This is a genomic window from Methylocystis borbori (assembly GCF_036576025.1).
Classification (GTDB): domain Bacteria; phylum Pseudomonadota; class Alphaproteobacteria; order Rhizobiales; family Beijerinckiaceae; genus Methylocystis; species Methylocystis borbori.
Genome location: NZ_JAZHYN010000060.1, coordinates 1 through 17,102, shown reverse-complemented (window position 1 = coordinate 17,102; position 17,102 = coordinate 1). Strand labels below are relative to the sequence as shown.

Sequence of the window (17,102 nt, the reverse complement as noted above, 5' to 3'; positions counted from 1 at the left end):
GGCGGCGCAAGCCGATGAGGGAAAGGTCGCGGAAGGCGCGCCGGCGAGCGGCGCCCCGAAGGGATCGGTGCTGGGCGCGCCGATCGGAGGCCTGCGTTCAGCCGCGCGGGCGCGCGCCCCCGAGCCCTCGAAGGACGAAAACGTCGCGGGCGTCGCCGAGTAATTCTCCGCGGAGCGATTATTCGCGCCTGTCGCCGTCAGCCTCCCGCGGCAAGCAGCTTAGCTAAGAACGTTTATGCGCGCAGCGCGCGGTCGCGAGAGTGCCTCGCGCCGACCGATATCCGCGAGATGGTGGGGGAAGTAGGACTCGAACCTACGAAGGCTTAGCCAGCGGATTTACAGTCCGCCCCCTTTGCCGCTCGGGACATTCCCCCATTCGCCTCGTTCGACGAGACGAAAACCGCGCTTCCGCCCGGCCAATGGATGGCGGCATATGCGATCCTTGCGCCGCCGCTGTCAACCCCGCCGGCACGCCCTTAGCGGCTGCGGATCGCGTCGCGAATCTCTTCTAACAGAACCTCCGCGCGCGGCGGCGCGGAAGGCGCGGCGGGCGCCGGCTTCTTCAATTTTTCGAAGAGCCGAATGACCAGAAACAGCACGGCGGCGATGATGAGAAAATTGACGAGCACGGTGACGAATTGCCCATAGCCGATGACGGCGCCGACCTTCTTCGCCTCGTCATAAGTCATCTCGCTATGGATGCTCTTGGAGAGGGGCAGATAGTAGTTGGAGAAATCCAGCCCGCCGGTAATCGCGCCGATGATGGGCATGAAAATGTCGGCGACGATCGAATCGACGATCTTGCCGAAAGCGACGCCGATAATCACGCCGATGGCGAGATCGACGACATTGCCGCGCAGGATGAAATTCTTGAAATCCTCAAACATGCCGGCCTCCAATAAATAACGCTATGGCGCGATGCTACGCGCTTTGCGCCATGCGTCAATCGCGCGCGAAATTCATGCGCCTCATTACGCCGGCGCGAGGCGCGCCAGCTCCTCGTCGGAGAAGAGCCGCGAGCGCGTGAGGAAGCGCTGGCCCGAGCCATTGTCGAGCGAGAACATGCCGCCCTGTCCGGGAACCACGTCGATGACGAGCTGCGTATGTTTCCAATAGTCGAATTGCGCGGCGCCGATATAGAAGGGCGCGCCGCCGATCTCGCCGAGAAGCACGTCGCCGTCGCCGATCAGAAACTCGCCCTGCGGATAGCACATCGGCGCCGAGCCGTCGCAGCAGCCGCCCGATTGATGAAAGAGGATGTCGCCATATTGACGCTTCAGGCGCTCGATCAATTCGAGCGCCGCAGGCGTAGCGAGCACTCTTGGCGGACGCCGTTCTTTCACTGCGCGATCTCCCGCGCCTGTCATTCCCGACGCGCGCATCGCGCGAGATCGGGAATCTAGGGTAAAATCCGCCGCTGGCGACGACTCTGGATCCCGATCAGGCCTTCGGCCTGTCGGGAATGACAGCGGCGTCAAAAGAAGCCGAGCTTCTTCTCGCTATAGCTCACCAGCATGTTCTTCGTCTGCTGATAGTGATCCAGCATCATCTTGTGATTTTCGCGGCCGATGCCTGACTGCTTATAGCCGCCAAAGGCCGCATGGGCCGGATAGGCGTGATAGCAGTTCACCCAGACGCGCCCGGCCTGAATGGCGCGTCCGAAACGGTAGCAGCGGTTGGCGTCGCGGCTCCAGACGCCGGCGCCAAGGCCATAGAGCGTGTCATTGGCGATGGCGAGCGCCTCCGCATCGTCCTTGAAGGTCGTCACCGACACGACGGGTCCGAAAATCTCCTCCTGGAAGACGCGCATGCGGTTATGGCCCTTCAGCACGGTGGGCTTCACATAGAAGCCGCCGGCGAGTTCGCCCGATAGCGCATTGCGCTCGCCGCCGGCGAGGACCTCCGCCCCCTCCTGCTTGCCGATATCGATATAGCTCAAGATTTTTTCGAGCTGCTCGGAGGAGGCCTGCGCGCCGATCATCGTCTCGGGATCGAGCGGATTGCCCTGCTTGATCGCGCCGACGCGCTTTAGGGCGCGCGCCATGAAGCGGTCGTATATTTTCTCATGCACCAGCGCGCGGCTCGGGCAGGTGCAGACCTCGCCCTGATTGAGCGCGAACATCACGAAGCCCTCTACCGCCTTGTCGAGATAATCGTCGTCTTCGCGCGCGACGTCCTCGAAGAAGATGTTGGGCGATTTGCCGCCGAGTTCAAGCGTGACGGGAATAAGGTTCTGACTGGCGTATTGCATGATGAGCCGCCCGGTCGTCGTCTCGCCGGTGAAAGCGATCTTGGCGATGCGGTTTGATGAGGCGAGCGGCTTGCCGGCCTCGAGCCCGAAGCCGTTGACGATATTGAGCACGCCCTTGGGCAGGAGATCGCCGACGAGCTCCGCCCAGACGAGAATGCTCGCGGGCGTCTGCTCGGCCGGCTTGAGGACGACGCAATTGCCGGCGGCGAGCGCCGGCGCGAGCTTCCACGCCGCCATCAGGATCGGAAAATTCCAGGGGATGATCTGGCCGACGACGCCGAGCGGCTCGTGGAAATGATAGGCGACGGTGTCGTGGTCGATTTCGGAGACGCCGCCTTCCTGCGCGCGGATGGCGCCGGCGAAATAGCGGAAGTGATCGATGGCGAGCGGAATGTCGGCGGCCATCGTCTCGCGGATCGGCTTGCCATTGTCCCAGGTCTCGGCCGCGGCGAGGAGGGCGAGATTTTCCTCCATCACATCGGCCATGCGATTGAGAATTTGGGCGCGCGCCGCCACGCTCGCCCTGCCCCAGGCGTCCTTGGCGCCGTGGGCGGCGTCGAGCGCGGCCTCAATGTCGTCCTTGTCGGAGCGCGCGATCTCGCAGACCTTCCCGCCGGTGATCGGCGAGATATTGTCGAAGACGCGGCCGGATTTGGCGTCCACCCATGCGCCATTGATGAAATTGCCGTAGCGCGCCCTGAACGGCGGCGTGAGGGCGGCGAAAGTCTCGTGCTTGGTCATGGGCGTTTCCCCTGGGCGTTTCCTCGGGCTTTGCCGCGCTCGGCTTCGGCGGCGGGCAATTTTTATTGCCTCTCTTTTAGCGCGAATATCTAACGCGCGCAGCGTCCCCGCCAATGCCCTGATATTTAATCCAAGCACGCCTTCGCCAGCGTCTGAAAGGCGCGGGCGCGGTGCGAGAGGGCCTGCGAGCCGTCGCCCGGCAGCGCATGTTTTTGCGCCGACATCATCTCGCCGAAGGTCTTGTCGAGCCCGTCCGGCTTGAAGATCGGATCATAGCCGAATCCCTTCTCGCCCTTGGGGGGAAAGACGAGAACGCCGTCGACCCTCCCCTCGAACTGCTCCTTATGCCCGTCCGGCCAGACGACGGCGAGCGCGCAGGTAAAATGCGCGCGATAGGGCGGCTTGGCGCCGCGCGCCTGAAGTTCGCGCTCGACCCGCGCGCAGGCGGCCGTGAAGTCGCGGCCCTCCCCCGCCCAGCGCGCCGAATAGACGCCGGGCGCGCCGCCCAGCGCCTCGACGCAAAGCCCGGAATCATCGGCGAAGGCGGGCAATCCCGACGCGTCGGCGGCGGCGCGCGCCTTGAGCAGCGCATTGCCGGCGAAGCTCGTCTCCGTCTCTTCCGGCTCCGCCAGACCGAGATCGCCCGCCGAGACGGCGTCAACGCCATGGGGGGCGAGCAACTGCCGCAATTCCCACAGCTTGCCCGAATTATGCGTGGCGACGACGAGCCGACCGACGATCTTGCGCGCGTTCATTCCAATTCCTTCCGTTGCGTCGGCTTGTAGCGCGGGGGCGTGCGGCGCAGAAAGCCCCTCTTTCCCGCCGCCCGCGGAAAATCGATTCGGCGTTTTTTGGCGCAAGCGCCCCGAGACCAGACCTAAAGGGGCCGAAAATCCCGGCGGCGGGCGTGGTTAACCCTGCCTTTACCCTGCTTGGTAACCATTGGGCCGGATGCGGCGATCTCCTTGCCGCGCTTTCCCGAAAACAGGGCCCAAATGACGTCTCTCATTCTCATTGCCGACGACGATCCCATTCAACGCGGCCTGCTCGAATCCACGGTGCGGCGATTCGGCTATGAGACGGAGACGGCGGAGAGCGGCGAGCAGGCCATCGCCCGGCTGACGCGGCCCGGCGCGTCGCCGGTCGCGCTCCTTATTCTCGATCTCGTCATGCCCGACCTCGACGGCATGGGCGTGCTCACCCGCATGCGCGATATGAAGCTCGCGACGCCGGTCATCGTCCAGACGGCGCATGGCTCGATCGAAGCGGTCATTTCGGCGATGCGCGCCGGCGCGCGCGATTTCGTGGTCAAGCCCGTCGGCGCCGAGCGCCTGCAAATCTCGATCAAGAACGCGCTTGCAGCCGAGGCGCTCGCGGGAGAAGTGCGCCGCATCGACCGGCGCGCGCAAGGCGCGCTGACCTTGAAGGATCTCGCCGCGAAGAGCGAGGATATGGCGCGCGTCATCCGGCTCGGCGAGCGCGCCGCGCATTCGTCGATCCCCGTGCTGCTGGAGGGCGAGTCGGGCGTCGGCAAGGAGGTCGTGGCGCGCGCCATTCAAGGCGCCTCCGACCGCAGAGGCAAGCCCTTCGTCGCCGTGAATTGCGGCGCGCCGCCCGCCGATCTCATCGAGTCCCTCCTCTTTGGCCATGAGAAGGGCGCCTTCCCCGGCGCGGCCGAAAAGCAGACGGGCAAATTTCTCGAAGCCAATGGCGGGACGCTGTTCCTCGACGAGATCGGCGAATTGCCGCTCGACATTCAGGCAAAGCTCTTGCGCGTCCTGCAGGAAGGCGAGATCGATCCCGCGGGCGCCAAACGCCCGGCGCGCGTCGATATCCGCCTGATGACGGCGACCAGCCGAAATCTCATCGACCTCGTCAAGCGCAAACAGTTTCGCGAGGATCTTTTTTACCGGCTCAACGTTTTTCCGATCGGCATTCCGCCGTTGCGCGCGCGCCGCGAGGACATCGCCGATCTGGCCCGGCGCTTCACGGCGCGTTTCGCCGCCGAGGAGGGCCGCAATATTCGCGGCGTGACGGCGGAGGCGCTGTCGCTGCTTGCGAGCTACGACTGGCCCGGCAATGTGCGCCAGCTCGAGAACGCCGTCTTTCGCGCCGTGGCGCTCGCCGAGGGCGACGAGTTGACCGTCGCGGAATTTCCGCAGATCGCGGCGCATGTCGACGGCTTCGACGTGCGCATGCCGCCCGTTCCAGCGCCGGGCGCGAGAATGAGCGCGCCGCGCGAACGCGAGATCGTGCGCATCGAAATTCGCGATCCGAATTCCATGCCGCTCATTGCACAAAATGGCGAGATCCGCAGGCTCGAGGACGTAGAGGCTGAAACCATCCGCTTCGCGCTCACCCATTATCGCGGACAAATGTCGGAGATCGCGCGCCGGCTGGGGATCGGCCGCTCGACGCTTTATCGCAAGATGAAGGAATATGGGCTCGACGAAGACCGCGCCGAGACCGCCGATACGCTCGTCGCTTAGAGCAGCATCGGGCGAGCCGGCGCGGCGGCGCCATGAGCTTGCTGGAATCCCTCGGCCGAGGCAAATTCGCCTCGACGCCGGATCACCAGATCCGGATAAGGCGTCGAGTCAAAAATAGAGCGCGCTTCACGCGGAAGTCGGATTTCGCTTTTTTCGCGGCGCGCGCTGCGGCCGTCGGGGATATCCGCTTCATGGCGTCTACAATGAAATTTCGCTTGCGCCGGCTCCTTCCTGTCGTGGCCGTCAATCTCGGAATTCTCGTCGGCTTGTTCGTCGTCGCCGAAATCCTTCTCCATCTAATTTGGAAGGGGATGAATCCGTTTCTCGCCGCCCCCAATAACACATTCAGGATTCGCGACCCGGCGTACACCCACACGCTCGCGCCGAATTTCGACGGGTTCGACGCCTGGGGCTCGTATAAGTTCCGAATTTTCACGAACTCGCTCGGTTTCAGGGACGCATCCGTCCGCGAGGTCCCGCTCGCCGCCGATCGCAAGCGAGTCCTCTTTATCGGCGACTCTTTCACCGAGAGCCTTGGCGTGGCCTATGAGGAGACTTTCGTCGGCCTCTTCGCGCGCGCCCACCCGGAACTCGACGTGTTGAACGCGGGCGTTTCGAGTTACGCGCCATCGGTCTATTATGAGAAGCTCAAGCATTTCATCGAGTCGGGCCTAAAGTTCGATGAAGCCGTCGTTTACATCGATATTTCCGACATACAGGACGAGGCGACGCTTTACTGGTACGATCAGAACGGCGTCTTGCAGCTCACACCGCCCATACCGCCGTCGGAAGATTGCTCGCCCCTTCCGCGTCCGCCGCTTCCGCGTCCGGAAAAAGGCTGGCTCGAGAAAGTCTCCTACCTCGCGGAATTTCTCGATCAACTGCGCTATTCACGCAGATTGGCGGCGTCGATCGAGCGCGCGAGCGTGGAGGATTTATCGAAATCCGGCGCCGTCTACAGTCGGGACTACGCCCGACCGAGCTGGACGTACAGCAAAGACGCAACCTGCTATGGCGCCGTCGGCATTGAGGGCGCGATCGACAAGGCCAGGGAACGCATGGATCGGCTATATGAATTGCTAACCGCCCATGGCGTCGATTTGTCGGTCGGCGTCTATCCTTGGCCGCAGCAGCTTCTTTATGACCGCGAAAACTCGCGACAGGCGCAGATTTGGCGCGAATGGTGCGCAGGAAAATGCCGGCGCTTTTTCGATCACTTCCCGGCCTTCTTTCGCTACAAGGAACAAGATCCGGATTTTGTGCGGAGCTTATTCTTCTGGGGCGATATGCATTTCAACGCGCGCGGCAATCAACTTCTCGCCGAAGACTTGATCTGGAATTACAAGTGAAGCTTCGGCGCGCCGGCTTCCTTCAAAAAATGATCTCGCTTTAGTGGCCCAAAACGTGCGAATCTCCCGGCAAAGGGAGGTTCCGATGACACTCTTCGACATAGAAGCGAAAACCATCGACGGCGCGACGAAATCGCTGCGCGAGGTCGCCGGCAAGGCGACGCTCATCGTCAATGTCGCGAGCAGATGCGGCTTCACCCCGCAATATGCCGGGCTCGAGGCGCTCTACCGCAAATTCGCGGACAAGGGCTTCGTCGTGCTCGGCTTTCCCTGCAACCAGTTCGGCGCGCAGGAGCCCGGCTCCGAGAAGGAGATCGCGAATTTCTGTTCGACGAATTACGACGTGACCTTTCCGATGTTTGCGAAAATCGAGGTCAATGGCGAGCATGCGCATCCGCTCTATCGTCTTCTGAAAAGCGAGGCGCCGGGCATTCTGGGCTCGGAAGCGATCAAATGGAACTTCACAAAGTTCCTCGTCGATCGCGACGGCAAGGTGGTGAAGCGCTATGCGCCGACCGATACGCCGGAGCAGATCGAAAAGGACGTCGAGGCGCCGCTGTGAGTGCGGTCAGCGTGCGCCAGATTGCGGAAGGCGAGCCGCTCGTCTTCGAGGCGCGCGTGAGCGACGAAAAGGGCGAGACGCAACATCGCGTCACGCTCTCGCGCATGGATTTCGAGCGGCTGCGCCATGGCGCGACGCCCGAGCGCCTGATCGAGGCCGCTTTCCGTTTTCTGCTCGATCGCGAGTCGAAGGAAAGCATATTGGCGCGTTTCGACGTCAGCGTGATTGCGCATTATTTTCCCGACTTCGAGCAGAAGCTGCCGGAATATCTCAAGTGAAGCGCGCCTTGTCTTTCCCGACGCGCGAAGCGCGATCGGGAATCCAGGACATGCTCAAGCGCCTCGTGTCGCGGGTTTGGATTTCAGGCCTTCGGCCTGACGGGAATGACAAAGTGAAAAACCCTATTCAAAAAGCCGCGCGCAGCCTCAGGGCAAAGACGTTGATCGGCCCGCGCGCGCTGTTATGCGCCGGATTGACCAGCAATTGATAGTCGAAGGTCGCGTCAAGATTCTTGCCGAAGCCGAGCTTGTAATAGGCCTCCATATTCTTCTCGCCGGCATAGGAAAGCGCGCCGTCGCCGATATAGACGCTCTTCCCGCCAAGCGCGAAATAGCGCACACGATCGCCATGCAGCCCGCCCAAAGCGCCAGCGACGCCGATTTCGTCATCCTCGCGTCCCCATAAAGCGCCGGCGGCGACAAAGCCCATGGAAATCTGCCTGTCGACATCGGTATAGTCGACTGTCTCGTAGCGGCCGTCGGTCATGCTCGCGCGCAGGAAAAAGCCGAGCGTCGGCGAAAGTTGCTGCTTGATGTTGATGCCGCCGCCCATCTTCACGGATCGCTTGCGCAGATTGTCGACGGTGGGCGGAAACTCGCCCGTGAGATAGGCATAATTGATGACGTCGTCCATTTTGCTCAAATAGCCATTATCGCCATAAGCGAGGAATTTGATCGCGCCGGACTGACCGAGAACCTCGTAGCGCGCTTCGAATTCGGCGACGCCCATGAATTGGCGAAAGAGCACTGGCTCAATGTCCAGTCCATTGGGAGTCGTCGAGAGTTGGAAGACGCCGCCGCGCGCCGTCCACCAATTCTGCTTCCATTCGACAGCGAGTCCATGGGTGTAGCCCCATGCGTCGGCGGCGTAATCGAAAGCGCCCATCGTGTTGAAGGCGAAGTTCAGAAAGCCCGTCGTCGGGTCGTGCGCATAGACGTTGTCGTCAAAGACGTCGCCGACGGCGAATTTGCCGAGCGTGACAATAATCCGATCCTTATCGACCTTGCCCGAAATCTGATTTTGCGTCGATTCGAGCACTTCGCTGCGCGCGCCCACATCCGGATCTGTCAGCCTTTCGCCGCCGCTGTCGAGACCGATGATCTGGCGCAGGAAATAACGCTGAAATCTCATATAGGGCGCGGCGCGGCCCACCTTGGCGACGGCGCCGTCCACATAGGCGGCCGCGCCCACCGAATTCGCCAGCCCATAGCCCTGATCGATCTCGGGATTGAGATAGACGGCGCCGCCCTCCCACAGGCGCAAGCCGAGAAAGGCGTTCGTCGTCGAGCCGACATTCGCCTTGCCGCCGGACGGGAAACTGTTCGGCCCGTCATAAGCCGCGCGGAAGCGCGGATAGCCCTGCGCGACGTGAGTCGTTTGCGCGTGGACGCTATATTGCTCGGACCCGCTGCGGTTTTCGCCCTCCCCGCCATTTCCGCCATTGGCGTGGTTCGAGTGTTGGCCATATTGCAGCGCGCCGGGAATCTCGTTAATCGCGCCGAAATGATAATTCAGTCCGAAGCGCAGAAGATGGTTTTCGTTGCGAATGCGCGAGGCGTAGAGGAAGCCCGCGCCATTGTCGAAGGTTTGTGTATCCAAGGATTGGTTGAGGAAGAGATATTCCGCCCGCGCCGACCATTGATCGGCGAAGGCGTATTCGAAGCCGGCGCCGACGACATATTTCATCCGTGAGGATTGCGACCAGGGCGCCGTGAAGATGGCGTCGGGCCCGCCAGCCCCCAGCGTCAGCGTCGCGGGCCCGCGCGCGCCGCCGGCCGCCACGCCGCCCGTCAGATAAAAAAGCGCTCGATCATAGGCGTAACCTGCGCGCCCGCGAAAGCTCGCGAAAAAATTCGCGCTCGAATTGGGGGAGAGCGTATAAAACGGGAGTCCGGGCGCATAGGCGGGCGATGCGGCGAAGAGGCCGTTTGGCCCCCGGCGTCCGTCGAGAAGGCTGAAATCCGTCTCGAACCCCCAGACCCACGGACCTTCTTGCCAATTATAGCCGGCCTGCGCGCCGACAGTGACGCCCGGCCGCGCGACGCCCGCGGGATAAAGATCAAAGGCGGGCGAACCGAACCCGCTTGTCGCCTGCAGCCGCTCGCTTGTGTGAAGGGGGAAGCCGGCGCCAAGACTCGCGCCAAGATACATGCCGGCCCAGTTGAAGACCGGCGGGGGCGCATCGGCGGCGGCGGCGATCGCGGGGGCGATCAGCGCCAAACCAAGGCTCAAAGCGCGCAGGCGGTTTTTTTTCGACGACGTTGGCATTGCGGATCGTCATAAGAGTTAGCCGACCGCTATTAGCGCAGCGTAGAAACGCGAGGAAGGCCGACGGCTCAAATAGCCGCCTTTCGGCCGCGAATATTGGCGGAGTGTGTGAATCTTACGACTCGCGCCCCGCAATTACCCCTGCGCTCGCGGCGGGGCGTTTTTGGCGATCAGTTGCGATCGCGCGGCGGCCGATTACTCCCGCCGGCCATCGGCCGCGTTGAGGCCCCCGCCCTCGACAGGGGTCGCGGCCGGCCCAGAAGCGCCCGACTCTTGGATTTTTCCGGCCGCCGTTCCCCGAACGTCCTCGTAAGGCACGAATTCTTCCGCGCCGCCGCTTTCATTCTTTTGCGGATATTGCGCGCGCAACCAGGCGAGAAAGTCCATCAGCGCCGTGAATTTTATGTCAATCATCTAAGTCAATCCGAGGGAGGGATGGATCGCGAACGCTACGAACTATTTTCTGACAGTAAGATGTCAGCCCCCGAGAGGCGAATCCTTTTCGCGGCCGACGTGCGAAGAGGAAAAGCCAACGGGCGGCGCCCGGATCGGCTCGTCGCCGGCCGCAAATCAATCGATTATTAGAACTCGATGACATATTAAACCGGGACCGCTGGCGCACTCCTTGCTTCGATAAGGGAAAAACGGCGGCGGCTTATGAAAAAACAAGGCGCAAGCCGGCAAAAGGGAGTTCCTGAATGGGCGCGCGCGAAGCGCAGTTCGACGAATTGGGCGGGACCGACGGCGGCACGCGAGCGCCCTATCTGAAACTCTCGCAATGGCTCGCCCAGACGCCGCCCGAACTTCTCGCCTCGCGCCGCGAACAGGCCGAGCTTCTGTTTCGGCGCATCGGCATCACCTTCGCCGTCTATGGCGCGCAGGACGCCACCGAACGGCTCATTCCCTTCGACATTCTGCCCCGTATCCTCGCCCGCAGCGAATGGGCTGCGCTCGAAAAGGGGCTGATCCAGCGGGTCGCCGCGCTCAACGCCTTTCTCGCCGACGTCTATGGCGCGGGAGAGATTTTGAAGGCCGGCGTCGTTCCCGCCGACCTCGTCTATCGCAACGCCGCCTATTGCCCGGAAATGGCGGGGCGGCGCGTCCCCCACGACATATTCGTCCATATCGCCGGCGTTGACATCGTGCGCACCGACGATCAAGGCTTCTATGTGCTGGAGGACAATGCGCGGACGCCCTCGGGCGTCTCCTACATGCTCGAAAACCGCGAAGTGATGATGCGGCTTTTCCCCGAGCTTTTCGCCATGCATCGCGTCGCGCCGATCGAGAATTATCCCGACGAACTCTTAGCGACGCTGCGCTCCGTCGCCCCGCCGCGCGCCACCAGCGACCCGACCATCGCGCTGATGACGCCCGGCCAGTTCAATTCGGCCTTCTATGAGCATTCATTCCTCGCCGACAAACTCGGCGTCGAACTCGTGGAAGGCGACGATCTCTTCGTGCGCGACGACATCGTCTATATGCGCACGACCGAAGGCCCGCGCCGCGTCGATGTGATCTATCGGCGCATCGACGATGATTTTCTCGATCCGCTGGCCTTCCGCCCCGATTCAGCTCTTGGCGTCGCCGGCCTGCTCGGCGCCTATCATGCAGGCAATGTGACGCTTGCCAATGCAGTCGGCTCGGGCGTCGCCGACGACAAGGCGATCTATACATATATGCCTGATATAATTAGATTTTATCTCGGAGAGCCGCCGCTGTTGCAGAATGTCCCCACCTACCGCTGCCGCGAGACCGACGCGCTTGCCTATGTTCTTGCCCATCTTGAGGAACTGGTGGTCAAGGAAGTGAACGGCTCCGGCGGCTATGGCATGCTCGTCGGCCCGCATGCGACGAAGGCGCAGATCGAGGAATTTCGCGAAAAGCTCAAGGCGCATCCCGAACATTTCATCGCCCAGCCGACGCTCGCGCTTTCCACCTGTCCGATTTCCGTCGCTTCAGGCGTCGCGCCGCGCCACGTCGATCTGCGGCCCTTCGTGTTGCAGGGCGCGAATGGCGCGCGCGTCGTGCCGGGCGGGCTCACCCGCGTCGCGATGACCGAGAAGTCGCTTGTCGTCAATTCCAGCCAGGGCGGCGGCACGAAGGACACCTGGGTGATCGACGATTCATGGGTGAGCGAGGGCCCCGCCGGCGAAGCCTGACGAAGCGAAGATCGTGGATTTGAAATCATGCGTCGTCCCTTGCGGGAAGCGGCGCGGCGACGCAAACTCGGATCGCCCTCTTGTCTTATTGCTTTGCCTCGCGCGCAATGAGGCCGAGACGAATATGAGCGACTCGTAAGCGGAAGACCTGATGCTTTCACGCACGGCCGACAATCTCTACTGGCTCGCCCGCTATATGGAGCGCGCCGATTTTCTGGCGCGCGCCATACAGGCGTCGCGCCGCCTCGCCGCCCTGCCCAAGACCTATGGCGGCGACGAGACGGAATGGGAAAGCGTGCTGGTTTCTTCCGGCGCGGTGCTGGCGTTCGAAGCTTCCGGCCGGCCGGTCGACGAAGCCAATGTCATCGAATTCCTGACTTTCGCGCCGGAGAATCCCGGATCGATCCGCAACTGCATCGAACAGGCGCGCACCAACGCCCGCGCCGTGCGCACGGCGCTGACCGTGGAAATGTGGGAGTCGATCAACGACGCCTATCTGGAGCTGCGCGCGCTCGAAGGGCGAGACGTCGGGCCTTGCGCGCAGGAGCTCGCCCGCTTTCTCGAACTCATCAAGCAGACGTCGCTCACTTATGACGGCGGCGCCTATCGCACCATGCTGCGCAACGACGCCTATTGGTTCTCGCGCGTCGGCCTTTTCATCGAGCGCGCCGACAACACCGCACGCCTGCTCGACGTGAAATATCACGTGCTGCTCCCCGAGAAGGAGGTCGTCGGCGGCTCGCTCGACTATTTCCAATGGTCGGCGATCCTGCGCGCCGTCTCCGCGCATACCGCCTATCACTGGGTCTATCGCACCAGCATGAAGCCCTGGCTCGTCGCTGATCTCCTGATCCTGCGGCCGGAAATGCCGCGCTCGCTCATTTCATGCTATGAGTCGATCGTGCGCAATCTCGACGATCTCGCGCGCTCCCACGGCCGCCAGGGCGCGGCGCAGCGCCATGCGCGCGGCGTCTATGGCAAGCTCGAAAAGCTCTCGATGGAAAGCGTCTTCCAGGGCGGGCTGCACGAATTCGTGCAATCCTTCATCGCCGAGAACAATCGTCTCGGCGCGCTCATCTCCGAACAATATCTCTTCTAGAGCGCGGCTCGCGAAAAAGTGGAACCCGGTTTTTCGCGCAAAGCGCGCTCTAAACTTTTAGGAATCGATCGCGTTAACTGCATTTGGGCAATTCCGCCCAAATGCGGCGTGATCTAGCCAAGCAAGCCCATGCGCATCCGCATTCGCCACGAAACGATCTATCGCTACCAGCAGCCCGCCAAGGCGGCCGTGCAGCATTTGCGCCTGACGCCGCGCAATTATGACGGGCAGCATGTCGTGGACTGGCGCATCGAGGTCGACCGCGATTGCCGGCTGCATCAGTCGGAGGACGCCTATGGCAATATTTTGCACCGTTTCTCGGTCGACGGTCCGCTCGACTCGGTTTCGACCGTCGTCGAAGGCGAGGTGACGACCTTCGACGTCGCCGGCGTCATTTCCGGCGCCGTCGAGCGCTTTCCGCCGGTTCTGTTCTTGCGCGAAACGCCGTTGACGGCGCCGAATGCGGCGATCCGCGATTTCGCGCGCAGCGCGACGGCGAAGGAGAGCGGAACGCTCGCCAAGCTCCATGCGCTGTTGGGCGCATTATATGAATCGCTGACCTTCGACACGGACACGACTCACTCGGCGACGACGGCGGTCGAATGTTTCGAGCATCGCAGCGGCGTCTGCCAGGATTTCGCCCATCTCTTCATCGCCTGCGCGCGCGCCATTGAAACGCCCGCGCGCTATGTCAGCGGCTATTTCCTGCGCAGCGACGGCGATGAACAGGCCGCGGGCCACGCCTGGGCGGAGGCCTATGTCGAAGATCTCGGCTGGGTCGGCTTCGATCCGACGCATGGGATCGCGCCGCATGAAAATCATGTGCGCGTCGCCGCCGCGCTCGATTATCTCAGCGCGGCGCCCATTCGCGGCGCGCGCGCCGGCGGGGCGGGAGAGACGATGGAGGTCAAGCTGCGCGTCGCGCAGACGCAAGGCTTCGGCCAGTCGCAATAAGCGCTGCGGGCGTCACGCCACAGCGGACTCTTCCTCGGGCAAAGACGCGGCGCGCGCGCCCACCGCCGCAAGCGGCGCGAAGCGCAGCCCGCCTTCGTCGAATTTGAAATCGCAGGCGCCCTCCTTGCCGAGCGCGGCGACGACGCGCCGCCAGACGCCCGTTCGCTCCCAACGTCGATAGCGCGTATAGGCGGTGTACCATTTGCCGAAGCGCGGCGGCAGAGTGCGCCAGGGCGAGCCGGTGCGCAGGATCCAGAAAACGGCTTCGAGGAAGAGGCGATTGTCGCGCGCGTTGCAGCCGGGATCGCCATCCTTGCCAGGAAGAACCGGGGCGACGGCGCGCCAGCGCTCGTCGGAAAGATAATTATCGCTCAATTCGCCCTCCCTCGCGCAAAAGCGCGGGCGCGGGCGCCCCCGCCCGCTAGATATCTGTATTTGGGCGGAATCGCCCCAACACAGATAATGTTATCGATTCCAAAAGTTTAGAGCCAGTTTTACGCGAAAAGCCGCACTCCGTCTTTTCGCAGCGCGCGTTAGGCAGGCGCTCCCTTTCATTAATGTATCAATTATAGGTTGTATATGGCCGCAACACAACCTTGTCCATTGGGTCGAGAGCCCGCGCTTGCGACTCGGACGGCCCTGTGGCACAGAGACGCCATATCTAAAAGGCGCGTGTTTCCCGCGCTTCAAGCCCAAGACGCTGCAGTAGCTCAGTGGTAGAGCACTCCCTTGGTAAGGGAGAGGTCGAGAGTTCAATCCTCTCTTGCAGCACCATTTTATTTCATAAAAATCATAGCCTTGCCGAATTCAGTCGCTGGCCGGCCGCTCTCGAGAGGATCGGGGCATGAACGTCGAAGCGATCATCTTCTATATCCTCCTGATCGATGCGATCAGCGCCAGCCTAATCATACGATTTGGAAGCGACTGGTACGTGCGGCATTTCCGCACGATCTCCTGCTGGTTTCCGCCGGCCGAGGGCTGGGCGCTCTACTATCTGGCGCTCGTCTTATGGATCGGTTCGCTCCTCTACCGCGCCGGCGAGCTTTTTTGATCGCAGCAGCCGATCGCGCGACGCCTGCGCGCTTTCGTCCGAAAGGGAAGCGCATAAAGCGCGACGACGACTGCGCCGCAGACTTTCCTAAACAAGCGCACGCATTAGTTATGCATGGCGTTGGAGCGTTCCATTTTTAGGGAGTTTGATATGTCGAAGTTGATAATGATCGCGGCGTGCCTTGCCGGCGTCGTCCTTGCCTCCGCTGCGAGCGCGCGTCCCGTCACGACGGACGACTGCCTTACGCGCGGCCTTTGCGCCTATGTCAATACGAAAGGCCGGGTCACCTGCGGAAAATGTCCCGGGCAGCTCAAAGGGGTTTGGTTCGCCGAGCGTAAACAGGCGATATCGCGGCGTTCCACGGCCAAGTGACGGCCCTCACCCCGCTTTCAGCGCCTGCTTCACATCGGCGATGAACGCATCGACTTTGCTCTCGGGCGTCGCCCAGGAGCAGACGAAGCGGACTTGCGTCCTGTCTGCGCCTATTTTTCGCCAGTCATAGAATCCATAATTCTCTCGCAGCTTCTCGACGACGGCGTTGTCGAGGATCGGAAAGAGCTGGTTGGCGCCCGGCGCAAGGTCGAAAGCGACGCCGAGCTCTTTCAGGCCCGCATATAATCTTTCCGCCATCGCATTGGCGTGGCGCGCGAGCGTGAGCCAGAGATCGTCTTCGTCAAAAAAGCGAGCGAATTGCAGGCCGATGAACCGCCCTTTCGCCATCATGCCGTTGCGCTGCTTGATGACGCTGCGGAAATAGGGCTTGAAACGTTCATTTTGGATGACCAGCGCTTCGCCATAAAGGCCGCCATTCTTGGTCCCGCCGATATAGAACATATCGAGGCCCAGCGCGCCGACATCTCGCGCGCTCATATCGGCCGCCTTGCTCGCGATCGCCATGGCGAGGCGCGCGCCGTCGAGGAAGACGTAAAGCCCTTTTGTTTTCGCGTGTGCGATCAGCCGGAGGATTTCGTCTTTCGTATAGACAGTCCCGAGCTCCGTGACCTGGGTGAGATAGACGACGCGCGGGACGACCGTATGTTCGTCCTCATAGCGCGACAGCGCCTCGTCGATGAGGTCCGCCGTCAATTTGCCGTCGGACGCCTCGATCCAGATGATCTTGTGCCCGGCGGCTTCCAAGGCGCCGGCTTCATGCGTGTTGATGTGCCCCGACGCCGGCGCGATGACGCCCTCATAGGATTGCAACATGGCTTTGAGGCCGATGACGTTGCAACTCGTGCCGTTCGGCAGGAAGTGGATATCGGCGCCCGGCAGGCCGAAGGCGGTTTTGATTCTCTTCGCCGCGAGCTCGCTATAGTCGTCCCGTCCGTAGCCGCGCTGCTGATCGGAATTATGCTCCGCGATATATTGCAGGATTTCCGGATGCGCCCCTTCCGAGTAGTCGTCGTAAAAAAGGTGCTTCATAAGATATTTCTCTCGCCGCCCAGTGGGCAAAGCCGGCGGTCTCCGCGCGCCGCGCCGACGCGCTCGGCCTTTCGAGGAAATAGAAGTATCGGCCGACGAAAATTCAAGAAACGCCGAAGCGGTTTTGCCGCTTGCATGCGTCGATCGCCGGGAGTCGGGCTCTCCTCGCGGCGCGGGCTAGCGCGGCGCGACTAGGGCTCCTTCAGCCATTGTAGTGGCTGATGATCGCGGCGCCGATGAAAAAGCCGATGGCGGCCAATATGATGATTTTCAGAAGACCCGGCGGCATGACGAACTCCTGGCGACGCGCGATCGGAGAGAAGCCGCAGGCGTAAAGCCTGCGGCTTGCGCGCGTCAATTATTATAAAAGGCGACGCAGACGCGATTGCCGTCATAATCCCAGCCCCACTTCGCACAACGCCGCGGCGGAGCAGTCGCCGCGCCGACGACGGCGCCCGTGGCGGCGCCGATCGCCGCA

General features: G+C 62.2%; 19 protein-coding genes and 2 tRNA genes. 10 read left to right on the top strand and 11 right to left on the bottom strand.

Going from position 1 to position 17,102, the window contains the following annotated elements; genetic code table 11:
* Positions 1–289: 289 nt before the first annotated feature.
* The 5 genes from V3H18_RS14940 to rdgB all read right to left on the bottom strand — a co-directional run bounded on the left by V3H18_RS14940 (position 290) and on the right by rdgB (position 3,747).
* Positions 290–374, bottom strand: a tRNA-Tyr gene (locus V3H18_RS14940).
* Positions 375–476: 102 nt separating this feature from the next.
* Positions 477–887 carry a large conductance mechanosensitive channel protein MscL gene (mscL, locus tag V3H18_RS14935; protein ID WP_332082867.1) on the bottom strand — a complete coding sequence of 137 codons (411 nt, stop codon included), beginning with the start codon at positions 885–887 and terminating at the stop codon, positions 477–479.
* 84 nt (positions 888–971) lie between these two features.
* Complete coding sequence (locus tag V3H18_RS14930; RefSeq protein ID WP_332082866.1) at positions 972–1,343, bottom strand: DUF779 domain-containing protein; 372 nt, start codon at positions 1,341–1,343, stop codon at positions 972–974.
* 131 nt (positions 1,344–1,474) lie between these two features.
* The gene (gene adh, locus V3H18_RS14925) at positions 1,475–2,992 is read right to left on the bottom strand and encodes an aldehyde dehydrogenase (RefSeq protein ID WP_332082865.1); all 1,518 of its coding nucleotides are present in this window, start codon (positions 2,990–2,992) and stop codon (positions 1,475–1,477) included.
* 125 nt (positions 2,993–3,117) lie between these two features.
* The gene (gene rdgB, locus V3H18_RS14920; protein ID WP_332082864.1) at positions 3,118–3,747 is read right to left on the bottom strand and encodes an RdgB/HAM1 family non-canonical purine NTP pyrophosphatase; all 630 of its coding nucleotides are present in this window, start codon (positions 3,745–3,747) and stop codon (positions 3,118–3,120) included.
* A gap of 240 nt (positions 3,748–3,987) precedes the next feature.
* On the opposite strand from rdgB, the gene V3H18_RS14915 reads away from it, so the two are divergent.
* Positions 3,988–5,481, top strand: a complete 1,494-nt coding sequence (locus V3H18_RS14915) for a sigma-54-dependent transcriptional regulator (protein WP_332082863.1) — start codon at positions 3,988–3,990, stop codon at positions 5,479–5,481.
* Here V3H18_RS14915 and V3H18_RS14910 read toward each other — a convergent pair.
* Positions 5,478–5,777: a hypothetical protein gene (locus tag V3H18_RS14910; RefSeq protein ID WP_332082862.1), complete on the bottom strand. Its 300-nt coding sequence runs from the start codon at positions 5,775–5,777 to the stop codon at positions 5,478–5,480. The genes V3H18_RS14915 and V3H18_RS14910 overlap by 4 nt on opposite strands.
* Positions 5,778–5,792: 15 nt before the next feature.
* Here V3H18_RS14910 and V3H18_RS14905 point away from each other — a divergent pair, with 15 nt between their 5' ends.
* From V3H18_RS14905 to V3H18_RS14895, 3 genes are all read left to right on the top strand, one after another.
* Positions 5,793–6,830, top strand: coding sequence for an SGNH/GDSL hydrolase family protein (locus tag V3H18_RS14905; protein ID WP_332082861.1), 1,038 nt, complete (start codon positions 5,793–5,795; stop codon positions 6,828–6,830).
* 85 nt (positions 6,831–6,915) lie between these two features.
* Positions 6,916–7,392, top strand: coding sequence for a glutathione peroxidase (locus tag V3H18_RS14900; protein ID WP_332082860.1), 477 nt, complete (start codon positions 6,916–6,918; stop codon positions 7,390–7,392).
* The gene (locus V3H18_RS14895) at positions 7,389–7,670 is read left to right on the top strand and encodes a hypothetical protein (RefSeq protein ID WP_332082859.1); all 282 of its coding nucleotides are present in this window, start codon (positions 7,389–7,391) and stop codon (positions 7,668–7,670) included. Before V3H18_RS14900 ends, V3H18_RS14895 begins: the two co-directional genes overlap by 4 nt.
* A gap of 127 nt (positions 7,671–7,797) precedes the next feature.
* Here V3H18_RS14895 and V3H18_RS14890 read toward each other — a convergent pair whose 3' ends face one another.
* The gene (locus V3H18_RS14890; RefSeq protein WP_408631793.1) at positions 7,798–9,939 is read right to left on the bottom strand and encodes a carbohydrate porin; all 2,142 of its coding nucleotides are present in this window, start codon (positions 9,937–9,939) and stop codon (positions 7,798–7,800) included.
* A 195-nt stretch (positions 9,940–10,134) separates the two neighbouring features.
* Complete coding sequence (locus V3H18_RS14885) at positions 10,135–10,353, bottom strand: hypothetical protein (protein ID WP_332082857.1); 219 nt, start codon at positions 10,351–10,353, stop codon at positions 10,135–10,137.
* Between the two features lie 284 nt (positions 10,354–10,637).
* Between V3H18_RS14885 and V3H18_RS14880 the strand changes: the two genes are divergently transcribed.
* The 3 genes from V3H18_RS14880 to V3H18_RS14870 all read left to right on the top strand — a co-directional run bounded on the left by V3H18_RS14880 (position 10,638) and on the right by V3H18_RS14870 (position 14,151).
* Positions 10,638–12,098 carry a circularly permuted type 2 ATP-grasp protein gene (locus V3H18_RS14880; RefSeq protein ID WP_332082856.1) on the top strand — a complete coding sequence of 487 codons (1,461 nt, stop codon included), beginning with the start codon at positions 10,638–10,640 and terminating at the stop codon, positions 12,096–12,098.
* 151 nt (positions 12,099–12,249) lie between these two features.
* Positions 12,250–13,197, top strand: coding sequence for an alpha-E domain-containing protein (locus V3H18_RS14875; RefSeq protein ID WP_332082855.1), 948 nt, complete (start codon positions 12,250–12,252; stop codon positions 13,195–13,197).
* 129 nt (positions 13,198–13,326) lie between these two features.
* Entirely contained in the window at positions 13,327–14,151 is an 825-nt protein-coding gene (locus V3H18_RS14870; RefSeq protein ID WP_332082854.1) for a transglutaminase family protein, read from the top strand.
* A 12-nt stretch (positions 14,152–14,163) separates the two neighbouring features.
* Here V3H18_RS14870 and V3H18_RS14865 read toward each other — a convergent pair whose 3' ends face one another.
* Complete coding sequence (locus V3H18_RS14865; RefSeq protein WP_332082853.1) at positions 14,164–14,526, bottom strand: transposase; 363 nt, start codon at positions 14,524–14,526, stop codon at positions 14,164–14,166.
* A 324-nt stretch (positions 14,527–14,850) separates the two neighbouring features.
* Between V3H18_RS14865 and V3H18_RS14860 the strand changes: the two genes are divergently transcribed.
* The 3 genes from V3H18_RS14860 to V3H18_RS14850 all read left to right on the top strand — a co-directional run bounded on the left by V3H18_RS14860 (position 14,851) and on the right by V3H18_RS14850 (position 15,574).
* A tRNA-Thr gene (locus tag V3H18_RS14860) sits at positions 14,851–14,925 on the top strand.
* Positions 14,926–14,995: 70 nt separating this feature from the next.
* Positions 14,996–15,202 carry a hypothetical protein gene (locus tag V3H18_RS14855; protein ID WP_332082852.1) on the top strand — a complete coding sequence of 69 codons (207 nt, stop codon included), beginning with the start codon at positions 14,996–14,998 and terminating at the stop codon, positions 15,200–15,202.
* 150 nt (positions 15,203–15,352) lie between these two features.
* On the top strand, positions 15,353–15,574 hold the full coding sequence (locus tag V3H18_RS14850) for a hypothetical protein (RefSeq protein WP_332082851.1): 222 nt from the start codon (positions 15,353–15,355) through the stop codon (positions 15,572–15,574).
* Positions 15,575–15,580: 6 nt separating this feature from the next.
* On the opposite strand, the gene V3H18_RS14845 is transcribed toward V3H18_RS14850, so the two are convergent.
* Positions 15,581–16,624 carry a threonine aldolase family protein gene (locus tag V3H18_RS14845; protein ID WP_332082850.1) on the bottom strand — a complete coding sequence of 348 codons (1,044 nt, stop codon included), beginning with the start codon at positions 16,622–16,624 and terminating at the stop codon, positions 15,581–15,583.
* Between the two features lie 202 nt (positions 16,625–16,826).
* Complete coding sequence (locus tag V3H18_RS14840; protein WP_332082849.1) at positions 16,827–16,982, bottom strand: hypothetical protein; 156 nt, start codon at positions 16,980–16,982, stop codon at positions 16,827–16,829.
* Positions 16,983–17,102: the final 120 nt, after the last annotated feature.

Bases quoted from the DNA above. Each gene is read 5' to 3' on its own strand.
- mscL (WP_332082867.1), bottom strand. From the start codon at position 887: ATGTTTGAGGATTTCAAGAATTTCATCCTGCGCGGCAATGTCGTCGAT.
- adh (WP_332082865.1), bottom strand. From the start codon at position 2,992: ATGACCAAGCACGAGACTTTCGCCGCCCTCACGCCGCCGTTCAGGGCG.
- rdgB (WP_332082864.1), bottom strand. From the start codon at position 3,747: ATGAACGCGCGCAAGATCGTCGGTCGGCTCGTCGTCGCCACGCATAAT.
- V3H18_RS14915 (WP_332082863.1), top strand. From the start codon at position 3,988: ATGACGTCTCTCATTCTCATTGCCGACGACGATCCCATTCAACGCGGC.
- V3H18_RS14910 (WP_332082862.1), bottom strand. From the start codon at position 5,777: ATGGAGAAGGATTTCGGCGACGACGAACAAGCCGACGAGAATTCCGAG.
- V3H18_RS14905 (WP_332082861.1), top strand. From the start codon at position 5,793: ATGAATCCGTTTCTCGCCGCCCCCAATAACACATTCAGGATTCGCGAC.
- V3H18_RS14900 (WP_332082860.1), top strand. From the start codon at position 6,916: ATGACACTCTTCGACATAGAAGCGAAAACCATCGACGGCGCGACGAAA.
- V3H18_RS14890 (WP_408631793.1), bottom strand. From the start codon at position 9,939: ATGCCAACGTCGTCGAAAAAAAACCGCCTGCGCGCTTTGAGCCTTGGT.
- V3H18_RS14885 (WP_332082857.1), bottom strand. From the start codon at position 10,353: ATGATTGACATAAAATTCACGGCGCTGATGGACTTTCTCGCCTGGTTG.
- V3H18_RS14880 (WP_332082856.1), top strand. From the start codon at position 10,638: ATGGGCGCGCGCGAAGCGCAGTTCGACGAATTGGGCGGGACCGACGGC.
- V3H18_RS14875 (WP_332082855.1), top strand. From the start codon at position 12,250: ATGCTTTCACGCACGGCCGACAATCTCTACTGGCTCGCCCGCTATATG.
- V3H18_RS14870 (WP_332082854.1), top strand. From the start codon at position 13,327: ATGCGCATCCGCATTCGCCACGAAACGATCTATCGCTACCAGCAGCCC.
- V3H18_RS14855 (WP_332082852.1), top strand. From the start codon at position 14,996: ATGAACGTCGAAGCGATCATCTTCTATATCCTCCTGATCGATGCGATC.
- V3H18_RS14850 (WP_332082851.1), top strand. From the start codon at position 15,353: ATGTCGAAGTTGATAATGATCGCGGCGTGCCTTGCCGGCGTCGTCCTT.
- V3H18_RS14845 (WP_332082850.1), bottom strand. From the start codon at position 16,624: ATGAAGCACCTTTTTTACGACGACTACTCGGAAGGGGCGCATCCGGAA.